A 14333-nucleotide genomic window follows, 5' to 3' on the forward strand; every position below is an offset into this window, starting at 1 on the left:
TCCTGCTTGAAAATCAAAAATGAACGAAGCGTAGGAAATTAAGAATCGAAGCGTAGGAAAAATTGCTTGTAACGTTTTGCGGTGATAAAGATAAACGTATTGCTATATACGCAGATGATAGGTCGATTGAAACGCTTCGATTGAAATGTGCCACGCCTCAGTTCAATTTTGCTACGTCTCAATCATTTGGATTATTAAATGCATTCTTTTTTTGCAATTTTTATAAATGCAATCGTCCCAGCACATGCGCCGCCTTTCCTACATCATTTTCAAACTCTTACTAATCATCTTTTTGGTGGCGACCGGAAATGTGATTGCTCAGGAAATCGATTTTAAGGTCACGAAATACGATGAGTCGGACGGTTTGGAAAGCAGGCTCGTTCATTGCATGGTCCAGGACAAAAGTGGCTTTTTATGGTTTGGAACGGTTGAAGGACTCGCGCGATTTGATGGTTACCGTTTTAGAATGTTCCGCAAAAATTCCGACGATCCGCATTCCATTCAGGCAAACAATGTTTCCGCTATCACCACCGACAAAAGCGGATTGATATGGGCCGGTTTTCAGCAGGGCGGCGTAAGCGCTTACGACCCGACAACGGGAAAATTCAAAAATTACGCATTGCGCGATCGGACCAAAAAAGCTTTCCCCGCGCAGCGCGTGCTCTCCATTTTTGCAGATTCGGACAATGATATCTGGGTGAGCATCGAGCGTGCTGGAATGTTGCTCCTGGACCGGAAAACGGGCATTTCAAAGCACATAAGCCTTATTCCTGCTAATATTCCTGCTGATGACCGCAGTCGACTTTATGATCATGTTGGTGCATTCCATGAAGCGGAAAAGGGCAAGTTCTGGTTAGCGACCGCAGATGGACTTTATCATTTTGACAAAAAAACAACTGAACTAAAACGCGTCCCTTTCCCAGTGCCGGTGAAAAACATGGTTAGGAGTGACCTGTTCACAAGCATGGCCGCCGATGGTGAAATGTTGTGGATGGGCTCGTGGTCCGGTGGCATTTCCAGTTATAACACGCGCTCTGGCAAATGGCAAAACTTCCGTTACAACAAGTCCAGTCTTTCCGGAACGACCAATATTATTCGCGGCATTGCCGCAAAAGGAAAGGATACATTGTTTCTTAACACATCCAATGACGGTGGTTTCGGCTATTTTATCAAGTCTACGGGTCAATTTCATTTTTATAAAAACTCGTTTTATGAAAGTTCGCAGCATAATGTGGACGAATATTCGGGACTGTGGCAGGACAATGCTTCCAACCTGTGGGTGAGTCATGAAATGGGCTTGTTCAAGGTCAGAGTTGAAAAGAAAAAGTTTGAATTTCATCCTGTAATAGTCTCGCATTCAGACAATGGTTCTTTGCATGTGATCTCCAAGATTTTCGAAAATGACCGATTTCTGCTTACCGGGACGCGATTTGCGGATGGGTTACATGTGAAGGACAAGCACACAGGAATTGAAAAAGCGCTGCCTTTTGCGCATGACCTTGACGAGCGCGTGATGATGGTTAATGACATTATTCAGGATAGCCAGGGACGGATCTGGGTTATCACGCGCGACTATATTTATCATTTGAATCAGGACAAACTGCTGTTAGCAAAGACATTACAACCCAATCTTGCCAAAAAATCCGATAACAGAACCAACTTTTATCTCAGGGCCTGCGAGGACCGGCACGGCAATGTTTGGGTTACGTCGCAGCGCAATGGCGTTTTTCTTTTCGACAATCATACCAAGGGCATCGTGCATTTTTCGCCGGAGGAAAAGGGCGCGGGCCACATTCCTTCGGGCATTATGCGTGCCGTTTGCATAGACAAAAACGGCATGATCTGGATTGGTGGAAACAATGGTTACCTTGCCTATTTCAGTCAGACTTCCCGAAAATTTGTAACGGTGTCGTCAAAAGTAATGGGCCTGGCGGCTGGAAATGATGTGAACGCAATCATTTGTGACAAAAAAGGCACGATCTGGGTCGGCACAAATGCCGGGTTACTCAGCCTGGAATTCTCAAAAAACCAACCCGTGCGCACTTGCATGCTTACCGCCGAGCACGGCATGCGCGGGGACATTGTTTTTGATCTTTGCGAAGCTCCCGACGGGAAAATCTGGTGCGTAACCAGTTCCGTTTTGTGTGTGCTAAAACCTGAAAATCACACCATTACCAGCTTCGGATCGTCCGATGGCGTTGAATATTCTTACACCGAGCAACGCATTATGCGGGCACCCGGCAACCAAATGCGTTTTACGCTCGCGCGCGGTTACTATGATTTTGACCCGTCATTTCTGAGGACGCGGCGCGCAAAAGTTCCGTTGCAGATCACCTCAATGAAAGTCAATGATCAGGAGCGATATCTGGACAAATTGGCGACGCAGCCGGTAAGACTGGATGTGGAAGAAAACAAATTGTCGTTTGAGTTTGCAGCATTGGACCTGAACCAGCCCGAAAAGCAACATTACGCGTATATGCTGGAAGGTTTGGATCAAAACTGGGTTAATTGCGGCAGCAGACGTTATGCAAGTTACACGAACTTGCCCGGTGGCGATTATGTTTTTAAAGTGCGTGCGAGCAGCATTGATGAAGATTGGAAAGAACCAGGCGTCGTGTTGCCGGTTCATGTTGCAACGGTTTTTTACAAAAACTGGTGGTTCCGGATTCTGGCATTGATTATTGGGGTCGGCATCGTTTACTCAATTTTTCAGCTGCGTATCCGGCAAGAACAGAAAATTTACGCACTGGAAAGCCGGGCGAATTCGCTGGAGAAAGAGAAGGCAATGGTCATGTATGACAGCTTGAAACAGCAATTGAACCCGCATTTTCTTTTTAACTCGCTTACTTCATTGAGCAGTCTTATCCGGATTGACCAGAAAAAAGCGGGCGAATTTTTGAGCGGACTGAGCAACACATATCGATACATTCTCAAAAACCGCGATAGCGAATTGGTGTCGCTGGCGAGCGAGATCCAGTTCACGGAAACTTACATTCAACTACAAAAAACCAGATTTGAGGAAGGTTTGATTGTCAAAGTTTGCATTAACCCCGAATACACGCATTGGAAAATTGCGCCCGTTACGCTGCAAAACCTGATCGAAAATGCGATCAAACACAACATCATTTCAGACAAGAAGCCTTTGACAATCAGCATATTCAATGAAGAAGACAAGCTGGTTGTGCAGAACAATCTGCAACGCAAAAACTTTGTAGAAACAAGCAACCGGAAAGGGCTGACGAACATCAGTTCGCTTTACGAATATTTGACGGAGCGCCGGATTGAGATCATAGAGAACGACCATTATTTTACCGTTAAAATACCCCTGATATAATGAAAGCCGTAATTGTGGAAGACGAAAGCCTGGTGGCGCGGGAGCTGAAGAGCAAGATCAGCGCGGTTGCCGACGACGTAAAAGTGATCGAAGTGCTGTCCAGCGTCGAATCGGCGATTGCGTGGTTTCGGCAACACGAGCAGCCAGACATTCTTTTCATGGACATTCAGCTCGGCGACGGCGTCAGTTTCGACCTCATTGAACAAGTGAAATTAACCTGTCCGGTCATTTTCACAACCGCTTACGACGAATATGCGATCCGTGCATTCAAAGTCAACGGCATTGATTATCTGTTAAAACCTGTGGACGAAGCCGAGCTGAAAAGAGCGGTTGACAAATGCCGGGTTTTGATCGAAAAAACGAGCTATATGCACGCTGATCTGCAACAATTGTTGCAGGCGTTTACCAATCCAATCGCCTCAAAGACAGCTTATAAAAAGAAATTCATCGTCAATTTCCGTAATCAAATGATCCCGATCAACACGGAAGACATTGCCTGTTTTGTCAAAGAAACCATTCTTTTTCTTTACACATTCAAAGGCGACCGGCATGTGATGGATTTTACGACGATGGATGAAATCGAAGAGCTGCTCGACCCTGCAAAATTTTTCAGGGCCAACCGCCAATCGATCGTCAATTGCGATGCAATTCAAGGCATTCGTTCCCACGAAAATCAAAAACTGACCGTTTTTCTTAAAGATCCGCTCAAACCGGAATTGGATATCAGCCGCGAAAAAGCACCATCTTTCAAAAAATGGTTCGATAGTTAAATCTTTTCCCCCGCCATACAACCTTTTCTGCTTCTTGCGGCCTCTTTGATCTGAGTACACCAAAAAACAATGTATGACTTCGGAGGCTGAGCTTCCGGAAGATCTTTGTGCTTACGGAAGTGGAGCATCGTCTGTTAATGTTTCAAATCACTTTTATACAATGACATCCTGCAATGCCAAAAAGACATTTAGCGGAAATTCTGCGATGCGGTTGCAGACATATAAATACCATTCTTTGCCATAAACAAAATACAACTTTGTCGCGTAACCCTCTGCTTTCAGTTGGGCAAGTCGCTCGTTTTGAATGCCATACAAACTTTCAAACTCATACAAGCCGGCTTGTGGCTGGTAATGATCAACCAATTTTTTTGCCTCCTGCTGAATGAATGCATCGTGTGTGGCGATGGAGCACGGATGTTTTCCCGAAAGCAGTTGATCCACAAATCCCAGATAGGCATCATTGAGCTGTGATCCTCTTGGCACAGAAAGTCCTTTCTCCGTTTCAAATGCGCCTTTCACGATCCTGACACGGCCTTTGTTTTTAATAATATGCTGAAAATCATCCTTTGTCCTGTGCAGATAAGCTTGAAGCGTGATCGAAATATTATCGCGCTTTTTGGCGATTCGCTGATAAGTTTCCAAAATGGCATCCGTCCTTTCGGTGCCCTCCGCACTGACGATCACTTCCGTGCCAGATTGAGCAGCTTCTTTACAAATCATATCCAAATGATGCAAACCCAGATCATTTGAAATGGCCAGTCCAATGTGTGACAGATCCAGTGAAACGGTTGAATTTAAGCCTAGTGACCTAATTGTCTGACAAATCCGTAAAAACTCATTCGTTGCTTCAACAGCTTCCGCTTCGGTTTTCGTGCTCTCGCCCATGAATTCCAGCGAACATTTATAACCGTTTCTATTTTGCACAGCGACTTTTTCGACGGCTTCCGCCAGCGTTTCGCCAGCAATGTAACGATCCGCCGCCCGCTTCAAAATGGGAAAAAGCGTTCGATCTTTCAGAATGTATTCCTTCGCAGATTCATTCAAGGCCGCCTTCCTAAGCGCAGCCGCTCCTATTGCAAGTAAATCGTCCAATGCAGTTTGTGGATTTGCGTTTTTAAGTGGTTTTGTTACTGCTTGTTTTTCAATGCGTAAGCCAATCCAAAGCGCGACGACACATTTGATTTCAGATAAGGACTGCCCATTTGCCAACCTTCCGTTTTGCCGGAGAAGGATGCCGAAAGCGACAGGTTTCCGGCAACGAGGAAGCGAAAATCAACCTGCAAAGCGCCGCCGTTAAGCATGTCATTTTCAAAAAATCGCTCCGGCTGATTCCATAAGTTGACAACCAAATCGGTTTCGAGCCGCTTTGACAGTTGGCGATTGTAAAAGCCCAGATCAAGACCGTATCCACCTGATTTGTAATTATTATATTGGTGCAAGCCTAACAAAAAATCCGTGTTACGAACCTGAACCGGCAAGATCAGCGCAATGTCGTTTCCGTAATGCGTCGGCGCGTATTGGAGGAAAAAATTGAATGACGAATGTCGGCCAAGCGGAATGCGGTTGATGAAAAATATCGCCGGATTCACAAAGTTCAGCAGCGCTAATTTTTTTTGTTTAAGCAAATATTCCCTTCCATCTTCCGTGAGTTGAGAAAACCCGATCCTTCGGTTGACGCCTTCTCCATTGGGAAACTTATCTCGCTCATTATAAGACTTTTCCGGGCTAAACATGTCGTAAGCCCAAGCCGTCAAGTCTGCTCCTGCAAAATCACGCTCCCTAGGGTCTGCGTTTTCATGTTTTGCTGCCCACACCGCAACAGAATCACTCTGCGGACTGGTTGAAAATTTGAAATAATCCCACACATACCACGCATTGTAAACCATCCATGCGTTTTTTGGTAAAGTCCGTTTTTTGTAAAAATCCTGAACTGCAACTTTCCTGGTGAGTAACACTTCCGACTGCACGCCGGCGACATAAGCATACAGCAACTGATTGACATCCTTTGCTTTAAGCACGCTTAAATCTTGATCACCAATGCCGTAAACCGTCCCGTCCCAGCGATGCGGAAACCAGTTTCCGTTCTTGGAATCAATGCCATTAACGCCCAGCACCGACCTATGAAATTCTTCATGCGCCCACACGCCCAGCGGAATGGGCAATTCGCTGCCATATTTGACAAAACCGAGGCTTGCCAGATATTTAAAGCCGAAGTTGACTGCTTTTCTTCCATTGCTGTAAGCTTTTGTTTTTGGCTTAAAAAGCGCATTACCAAGCTTGTCAATCCCTAGATAACCAAGATCATACACGTCAGCAGAGAACTCCAACGCCTGGTGCATGGAAGGATAGCGATAAGGAATGTCCTTGTTTTGCGGCAGATCAATAACAGGAACAGAAAGACGAAGCTGGTAACGCGCCGAATCTTGGGCAGATGCAGATCCAAGGGAATGGCAGCATGCCAATAATAGTAATCCAAATGTTTTGTTCATGGCTAATAATGTTTTCACAAAAGTGCCCGCAAACAGGAACAAGGCGATGGACGACTATCCCGAAATGTCAGATTGAGTAGCTGTAATGTAAATGTGGGGAGGTTTGGGTGGGTTTTTGCATAAATGATATTTTACAAATTCTTCACATCAAATCATTGAGAAAATAAAAATGCTATGCTAAATTGTAACCACGCAACAACTTAGAACGTGTCTATAATTATGAGGCAATCACTTTTACTCTTCTTTGTTATTTTATGCTTTGTTTCATGCCGCAGCGGGCAGGATTCACCGGAGCCGGACATGGAAATGCAGCACCCGGATTGGTATATTTTGCGGGGACCGGAAAATACTGAGATATACGCTGTTTATGGAGATATTGACGGCACATTGGTGGTTACAGACCGATACCGCGCGTATTATTCCAAAAACAAGGGGAAAACCTGGACGCAGTCAACATTTGATTCAAAAAATGGTTTATTGGGATTTGCAGTGAGCAATGACACTTTGTTCACACTTGACACGCAAACGATGAGTGGCGACGATCCGGGCAACAGATATGCGATCCGTCCAGCATATTTCAGTCTGGATGGTGGCGTTACCTGGGACAAGCTCACGCAGCGACCAGGCATTCCTGAGATGAAAACGCCGCTGAATTATGGCTTTTCAGCCAACGGCATCCGGTTTAGCATCGATGAGATCATTCAGCCAGTGGGAACGATTGAATATCTCGGCATTGTGACGGAAAACGGCCGCAAGATCGCACTTCCGCAACAGCACGCGCTAAACAATGTTTATTTCGACCAAAAATCCCGCCTCTACATATCCGCCTCCGCGCCACTCTGCAACAAAGACGGATACGTACAACTATGCAACAAACAAGACGTCCGCGGAACACTCTACATCTCCAAAAAACCAATCAATTACTAACCTCCATCCCAAAGCCCCAGCTCATTCAGCGCAGCAGCATTCAACGCAACAGCGCCCGATCATTGAACGCAACGGCGCCCGATCATTCAGCGCAACGGCGCCCGATCATTCAGCGCAACGGCGCCCGATCATTCACTCATTCACTCATTCAATCATTCATTCATTCATTCAGCGCAACAGCGCCCGATCATTCAGCGCAACGGCGCCCGATCATTCAGCGCAGCGGCGCCCGCTCATTCAGCGCAGCGGCGCCCGCTCATTCACTCATTCCTAAGAAACCCAACCGGATTCGCGACCGCCGCCCTCAACGCATGCCCCAAAACCGTCAATGCCGTTATCAGCACGGTGATGGCCAATGTTGCGGCTAGCAGCCAGGGGCTTGACGTGATCCGATGCGTGTATTGCTGTAACCAGCTGCCTGTAAGCCACCAGCCTAGCGGCGCGGCGATGAGAAAACCGAACAGGATGAGTCGGCCAAACTCCTTGCCAAAAAGCCAAAGTAACTGCTGCGTCCGTGCTCCGAGCACGCGCCTTACCCCGATTTCTTTTGCGCGTCCTTCGGCCATGAATGTCACCAAACCGTAGAGTCCGATGCAGCTTGTGGCCATGGCGATGAATGCGAATGCTTGCACAAAACCTGCCAGCAGCCTTTCCATTTGGAAAAATGAAGCCAGCAAATCGTCGAGGCTATCCGCTTTGTAGACGCGGTCGGGCATTGTTTGATCCCAAACGTTTTCAATCGCTTTCAATGTGTTCTTTGGTGATGCGGGCGATAAGGTAAGCACGGCCATGGTCGTATGCCCGAGGTCATGCACGATCGTAACGGGCACAATGGGCTGATGCAGATCGCCACTGCGGAAATCCTTTACGACACCCACAATGATGCGGTCGGCGTCTTTAATTCGCAAAGGTTTGCCAAGGACAGCACTCACGGGCGACACGCCCAATTGACGCACAAGCGCTTCCGTAACCATCACTTCCTGCGCGGTGGTGTCCGTGGAGCGGAAGTTGCGACCAGCCACAAGTGACAGTCCAAATGCGGAGAGATAATGCTCGTCTGCCGCGCGAAGGCGTGTTTCGAAGGGTTCGGGTTTGGATGCAATGTGATAACTGAATGGTGTGGGACGGTTGTAACGCGAAGCAGGCGGATCGCTGCTAAATGTCACTTTTTCAACGCCTGGCAATTGCAGCCAGCTTTGGCGTAACTGGTTGTAGGGAACCGGATTGGGCGGAGAAAGCCAGACGGTCGTCATATGCTCGTGCTTAAAGCCCCAGTCCACCTTTTGCATGTGGCGAAGCTGGGCTGTTATGACCAGCACAATGATCAAGAAGAGTTGTGAAAGAATAAATTGCCCCGTAATCAATGTCCGCCTGATGGTAAATCCGCCGACAGTCTGCGTGGTTAATTGGCCGGTTAAGGCCTTCGTCGGGTTAAACTTCGACAACACCCAGGCCGGATAGAATCCTGCCAAAATTATTACGCTGGCAATCAGGCTGATAAACCATTCCAGGCTTTTCGGTTGGAGCAAATCCGTTATGGAAATGGCAGGGTGCAGCATCTCCACTTGCGTTGCCAGCGTCTGGTTGACCAGCGGCATCATTAATTGCGTAACCATTAAGGCTATAATGACTGAAATAACCGTTAAGAGCGCTGTTTCGAGGACGAACTGTTTGATCAGTTGCCATTGATTGCTGCCGACAACCTTGCGCACGCCCACTTCCTTTGCGCGTTGCAAAGCCTGGGCAGTGGCCAGATTGATATAATTAACGCAAGCAGCCAGAACGAGCAGTAACCCAATGGCAATCAATGCATATAAGACAGGACGCGGAGCCATGCCGCTGCGTTCGTGGTTAAGGTCTGCAAGTGGCAGAACGTGATAGGCAAACTGCGCCGCTTTCTCGACAGACAGATTTTTCTTACGAATGGCTTCCAGCGCGTTTGACAACTGCCTTGGATTTGCGCCTTCACGCAGCTTCACAAAACACATGCTTTGCAGACCTTCCCAATCTTGCATGGCGCCAATGTGTTCCAAACCTGGGATGGTTGCGTACGAAATCAGGGCGTCGTAACGAAGCTGCGTGTTGGCTGGCGGATTTTTGATGACGCCGGTTACGGTTAGGTTTACACGATTATCCAGCCGCAATGTGCGACCGATTGGATCTGCATTTTCAAAATATTTTTGGGCGTAACGCTCGCTGATGACGATTGTGTTTGGCAATGTCAAGGCTGTCTGCGGATTGCCCATAACCCAATTTACCAAAAAATGATTGAAATATTGCGGTTCCGCGAAGCAGACATTCCGCGCTTCATTGAATTTTTTCACCCAACCTTTTCTGCCATCCGGGACACCAATTGTGCGGCCAAAAACGGTTTCGAGCCGCGTTGCGCTCTCTACAAACGGATAATCGCGGCGCAGCACTTCCACTAGCGGCCGGGGCGCGGCATCGGTCTGCATAACATGTTCGCGCTTGATATCGGTCACAATCCAATAAGACCGGTCCATATGCGGATGATGGCGGTCGAAGCTGAACATGTAATTGACCACTAAAAAAATCACGAGACCGCTCGCCAGCCCGAGGGCGAGGCTCAATATACGGATGAAGTTGACTTGGCGCTGCCGCCACATGCGGCGCAGGGAAAGGGTTAAGTAATGTGTAAGCATGATCGAAAGCCTTTTGATGAACATCCTTTATAAATGCAATTATATATAATTATTTTATATATAAAACAAAATATAAAAAATTTTCAAACAAACATGGACCTTCGTAAATACAGCGTGGCAAAAAAATAGGCACCGTTCTGGGTGCCTATTAATCTTGAAGTTTAGAAATTCGTCTCGGGTGCTTGCCGATCCTCGGGGAATCTGGTGCTGTGAACCTTTCCCTGACGAAGCCGGATGTGTTCCTCAACGGGACGCTCTACAATGCGGCTTTTGGAGCGGACGCCGCTTGCTCCGATTGCGCCTCTGTCAAGGTGAAGTCCTTCCTCAACGCTCGGCAGCGAAGTGGTTAATTCCTCCGCAACCAATGCGCTTTCCGCACCGACCGATGATGGGCTTGTTCCGAACGAACCTGCGCCTGCATTTACATCCACCGCGCCATATTCATCCAAGATCGCCGCAGCCGCATGCGCCTCTTCAATGGTCGCTGCGTGAACGGTTACAATTGTCCCGCGTCTGCCTGCTTCCGAATAGCGGTTCGACTCTTCCTCATCACCGTCAAAAAGATCTTTGAAGAAGTGACCAATGCGGTCAAATATGCCCTCGTTCTCTTCATCAACCACCGACTTGTCCTCGGAAGCGTCCGGTTCTGACTTGTATGAGGCTGTCTTAATATCTACGTTACCATCAGCAAAACCGTTTGCCAACAGATAATTTTGAGCATTTTGCCCGTCGCTTTCATATTCGAATATTCCTACAACTGTCTTTGACATGATAATTCTTTTAAAGGTTTTGCACACTGTTATTGACTGACCCGCTAAATTTTCGTGCCTGCAGCCCACCAATTTTTACTTAACTTACCGCTCGACACATTGTCCTGAGGTGGCATTATTTTTGTAACCGATTTTCAAAATCTATCAGCTATGGACAAAAACGGCACAATAATCGTAATCGAAGATGACTTGGATGACCAGTTTGTATTGGAAGAAGTGTTCAGAGAACTTGGTTATCCCAACGAACGCATGTATTTCTCAGATGGATTAAAAGCATTGGATTATCTCTACACAACAGACCAAAGGCCGTTCATCATCATTTCAGATATCAACTTACCGCAGCTCAACGGGCTGGAACTGAGGAGGAAAGTCCAGACGGACGCGGAGCTTAGCCTTCGATGCATTCCATACGTATACTTTACAACGGCAATTAATCAGCAGGCGGTTATCGATGCTTACAGCACATCTGCACAGGGCTTTTTTGTAAAACCTGGCGCATACGACGAAATCAAACAAACGATTAAAGTAATGCTTGACTATTGGAGAAAATGCGCTGCTCCCAATAACTTTTGAGCAGGCAAGCATTTAATCCTTGTTGAATTTCACTTGCGACTGGCGCGAAAAAGAACAATTTATGAAGAGGTGGACATTGGCTTTTCTGGTTTTCGTGGCAACTTTTCAGAGTTGCGGTTTCAAAGAAAAGGAGGCGCAACTGGCAAAAAGAGAGCAGAAGGTCGCTGAAAAAGAGCAGACATTGATGCAATGGGAACAGCGTTTGGCGCTGTTGGACAAAGACTTGCAGGAAAAAAAGAAGAGGCAACTTCAAGACTCAAGCGCGGTTAATGACTCGCTGCAAGCACAACCTTTCACCGGAAAATGGATCGTGAAGATGCAATGCACAGAAACGAATTGCAGCGGATCAGCCATTGGTGATTCTAAAACCGAAACGTGGGAAATTGCTTACCGTAATAAAGGAATTGTTGCCAGTGCCTACGCAGGAAATGAACTCTCGAGAGTCTATCACGGCTCTTTTTCTCAAAACCGCCTGGAAGTTACCAATGGACAACCTGGCTCGGCTTCGGTGATGCGTGTGATAATGGAACTGACCGATGGCAAGATGGAAGGGATGCGGGAAGTGCAGCGAGCGGATTGCAAAATTCGCTATGCCCTGACCGCCGAACGGCCAAAATAATGCTAACCCCGTGCGTATGACTTCGTTGCTGTTATTAGATCTCTCATTGCCCCTTAAAAATCCCGTCTTAATATTTTCGGTGGTGCTTTTTATTATCCTGTTTGCGCCCATTTTGTTCAACCGGATAAAAGTCCCGCATATTATCGGCCTTATCATTTCGGGAATGATCGTCGGGCCTTATGGCTTAAATTTGCTGAGTCGTGATAGCAGCATTGTACTTTTTGGAACGGTCGGTCTGCTTTACATTATGTTCCTCGCAGGGCTGGAAATTGACCTTGCGGAATTTAGAAAAAACCGAAATAAGATCATTGTTTTTGGCTTAACCACATTTTTATTGCCGCTGATTTCGGGCACATTGGCCAGTTATTATGTGCTGGGTTACGGCTTTTTGTCATCGTTACTGCTCGCCAGCATGTTTTCCACGCATACGCTGGTGTCCTATCCCATCGCAAGCAAATACGGCGTGACGCGTAACCGGGCGATTAACATGACTGTGGGCGGAACAATGATCACAGACATTCTCGCGCTGCTGATTCTGGCGGGCGTTGCAGGCATGTCCAAAGGAGACGTAACCTCCGCCTTTTGGTTTCGTCTGGGATTCTCGTTCATTGTTTTTGTTGCAATTGTCTTGTTTGTTTTTCCCATCATCTGCCGCTGGTTTTTCAAGCGTTTCGACGACAGCGTTTCGCAATACATTTTCGTGCTCGCCATGGTTTTTCTGGCTTCGTTTTTAGCCGAAATTGCGGGCGTTGAAGCCATTATCGGTGCGTTTTTTTCAGGTTTGGTTTTAAACAGATTTGTGCCCCACTCCTCTCCGCTCATGAACCGCATTGATTTTGTCGGCAATGCGCTTTTCATTCCTTTTTTCCTGATCAGCGTGGGCATGTTGGTGGATATGAGTGTTTTGGTCAATGGCTGGGGAGCTTTGAAAGTGGCTGGTGTGATCCTGGTCGTTGCGCTAGTGAGTAAATTTCTGGCTGCCTGGATTACGCAGAAAGTGTTCCGGTTATCGGCCGATGAAGGATTAATGATCTTTGGGCTGAGCGCCTCGCATGCTGCCGCAACATTGGCGATTATTCTGGTCGGTTATAACATTATCATTGGTGAAACCGCTTTGGGCGAGCCTATCAGGTTGTTGGATGAAGATGTGTTGAACGGCACAATTGTGCTGATTCTGGTAAGCTGCGCTGTTAGTTCTTTTGTGGTGGAACGTGCATCAAAAAGGCTTGCACTGTTAGCGGAAGCGGAAACGCCAGAGGACATTGATGCTGCCAGCGATGAAAAAATCCTTGTTTCACTGTCCTATCCAGACATGATCGCCGATCTGGTTGATTTCGCGATTATGCTTAAAGGAAAACGCAGTTCCACACCACTTTACGGCCTGCACATTGTCACCGACAATGATCAGAAAAACGATACAGCATCACACGGTAAAAAGATCCTGAATAAGGCAGTCGATCACGCAAGCTCGTCCGAAAATGTTCTCATTCCGCTTACGCGTTACGATGCCAATATTAGTAACGGGATCACTTATTCTATTAAGGAACAGAACATTACGGATGTGGTCATTGGCCTTCATCAGGAAACGGATCACAAAACATTCCTCGGCCCGAAAGTCGAGAACATTGTCAAACGGATCTTCGAAACCATCTACATTTACAAACCTGCACAGCCTTTTAACACCCTTACCAGGATCGTAGCCGTCGTGCCCCCCGCAGCCAGCAATGAGCCCGGTTTTCTGCATTGGCTGGATAAACTGGTGATGCTTGCGAAGATCAATGCAATGCCCATTCACTTTTTTACATCTGCGAAAACCATTAAAGCAACGGAAAGCATTCTGGCGCGCAAGAAAACCAATGTTGATGTCGAATTCACCGTTTTCAGTTCTTGGGATGATTTTCTGATTTTGTCCAATGAGCTGCAAAGTGATGATCTATTTGTGATCGTGTCAGCGAGAAAAGGGTCTGCATCTTACATTTCCCAATTGCAAAGACTGCCTGGTTATCTTGCCAATCACTCTCAGGATCAAAGCCTGCTGATGATTTATCCAAAACAACTGGAATCCGGCATTAATATGAACGACATTGAGCAAACCGACGGCGCCTTGATCGGCACATTGTCAGAAAGGATCAGGTCATTGGGCAAGGCAGCAAAATATCTGCGGGGAATCCTTAGCAAATGAGATTTT

At 46.9% G+C, this 14333-nt stretch carries 10 protein-coding genes; 6 read left to right on the top strand and 4 right to left on the bottom strand.

Annotated elements, in window-relative coordinates; all coding sequences use genetic code 11:
* The first annotated feature begins 244 nt into the window (after positions 1-244).
* The gene (locus LZG73_RS16875) at positions 245-3334 is read left to right on the top strand and encodes a sensor histidine kinase (protein WP_233852659.1); all 3090 of its coding nucleotides are present in this window, start codon (positions 245-247) and stop codon (positions 3332-3334) included.
* A complete protein-coding gene (locus LZG73_RS16880) occupies positions 3334-4104 on the top strand; it encodes a LytTR family DNA-binding domain-containing protein (RefSeq protein WP_233852661.1) in 771 nt (256 codons plus the stop codon). Before LZG73_RS16875 ends, LZG73_RS16880 begins: the two co-directional genes overlap by 1 nt.
* Before the next feature lie 153 nt (positions 4105-4257).
* Here LZG73_RS16880 and LZG73_RS16885 read toward each other — a convergent pair whose 3' ends face one another.
* Both LZG73_RS16885 and LZG73_RS16890 read right to left on the bottom strand, forming a co-directional pair.
* Positions 4258-5196, bottom strand: a complete 939-nt coding sequence (locus LZG73_RS16885) for a proline dehydrogenase family protein (RefSeq protein WP_233852663.1) — start codon at positions 5194-5196, stop codon at positions 4258-4260.
* 35 nt (positions 5197-5231) lie between these two features.
* Positions 5232-6593, bottom strand: coding sequence for a hypothetical protein (locus LZG73_RS16890; RefSeq protein WP_233852665.1), 1362 nt, complete (start codon positions 6591-6593; stop codon positions 5232-5234).
* Positions 6594-6893: 300 nt separating this feature from the next.
* On the opposite strand from LZG73_RS16890, the gene LZG73_RS16895 reads away from it, so the two are divergent.
* Positions 6894-7520 (top strand): sialidase family protein, encoded by a 627-nt coding sequence (locus LZG73_RS16895; RefSeq protein ID WP_233852667.1) that lies wholly within the window; start codon positions 6894-6896, stop codon positions 7518-7520.
* Positions 7521-7780: 260 nt separating this feature from the next.
* Here LZG73_RS16895 and LZG73_RS16900 read toward each other — a convergent pair whose 3' ends face one another.
* Entirely contained in the window at positions 7781-10183 is a 2403-nt protein-coding gene (locus LZG73_RS16900) for an ABC transporter permease (protein ID WP_233852676.1), read from the bottom strand.
* 161 nt (positions 10184-10344) lie between these two features.
* Positions 10345-10953 carry a hypothetical protein gene (locus LZG73_RS16905; RefSeq protein WP_233852678.1) on the bottom strand — a complete coding sequence of 203 codons (609 nt, stop codon included), beginning with the start codon at positions 10951-10953 and terminating at the stop codon, positions 10345-10347.
* A 150-nt stretch (positions 10954-11103) separates the two neighbouring features.
* Between LZG73_RS16905 and LZG73_RS16910 the strand changes: the two genes are divergently transcribed.
* The 3 genes from LZG73_RS16910 (at position 11104) to LZG73_RS16920 (ending at position 14327) form a co-directional block, all read left to right on the top strand.
* Positions 11104-11526, top strand: a complete 423-nt coding sequence (locus tag LZG73_RS16910) for a response regulator (protein WP_233852680.1) — start codon at positions 11104-11106, stop codon at positions 11524-11526.
* A 61-nt stretch (positions 11527-11587) separates the two neighbouring features.
* The gene (locus LZG73_RS16915) at positions 11588-12145 is read left to right on the top strand and encodes a hypothetical protein (RefSeq protein WP_233852688.1); all 558 of its coding nucleotides are present in this window, start codon (positions 11588-11590) and stop codon (positions 12143-12145) included.
* 16 nt (positions 12146-12161) lie between these two features.
* Positions 12162-14327, top strand: coding sequence for a cation:proton antiporter (locus LZG73_RS16920; RefSeq protein WP_233852690.1), 2166 nt, complete (start codon positions 12162-12164; stop codon positions 14325-14327).
* Positions 14328-14333 lie beyond the last annotated feature (6 nt).

It is taken from the genome of Dyadobacter sp. CY326 (assembly GCF_021390515.1).
In the GTDB taxonomy this organism is placed as follows: Bacteria; Bacteroidota; Bacteroidia; order Cytophagales; family Spirosomataceae; genus Dyadobacter.

What these genes read in the sequence shown, in the direction of transcription:
- LZG73_RS16875 (WP_233852659.1), top strand. Translation starts at nt 245, where the DNA reads ATGCGCCGCCTTTCCTACATCATTTTCAAACTCTTACTAATCATCTTT.
- LZG73_RS16880 (WP_233852661.1), top strand. Translation starts at nt 3,334, where the DNA reads ATGAAAGCCGTAATTGTGGAAGACGAAAGCCTGGTGGCGCGGGAGCTG.
- LZG73_RS16890 (WP_233852665.1), bottom strand. Translation starts at nt 6,593, where the DNA reads ATGAACAAAACATTTGGATTACTATTATTGGCATGCTGCCATTCCCTT.
- LZG73_RS16895 (WP_233852667.1), top strand. Translation starts at nt 6,894, where the DNA reads ATGGAAATGCAGCACCCGGATTGGTATATTTTGCGGGGACCGGAAAAT.
- LZG73_RS16900 (WP_233852676.1), bottom strand. Translation starts at nt 10,183, where the DNA reads ATGCTTACACATTACTTAACCCTTTCCCTGCGCCGCATGTGGCGGCAG.
- LZG73_RS16905 (WP_233852678.1), bottom strand. Translation starts at nt 10,953, where the DNA reads ATGTCAAAGACAGTTGTAGGAATATTCGAATATGAAAGCGACGGGCAA.
- LZG73_RS16910 (WP_233852680.1), top strand. Translation starts at nt 11,104, where the DNA reads ATGGACAAAAACGGCACAATAATCGTAATCGAAGATGACTTGGATGAC.
- LZG73_RS16915 (WP_233852688.1), top strand. Translation starts at nt 11,588, where the DNA reads ATGAAGAGGTGGACATTGGCTTTTCTGGTTTTCGTGGCAACTTTTCAG.
- LZG73_RS16920 (WP_233852690.1), top strand. Translation starts at nt 12,162, where the DNA reads ATGACTTCGTTGCTGTTATTAGATCTCTCATTGCCCCTTAAAAATCCC.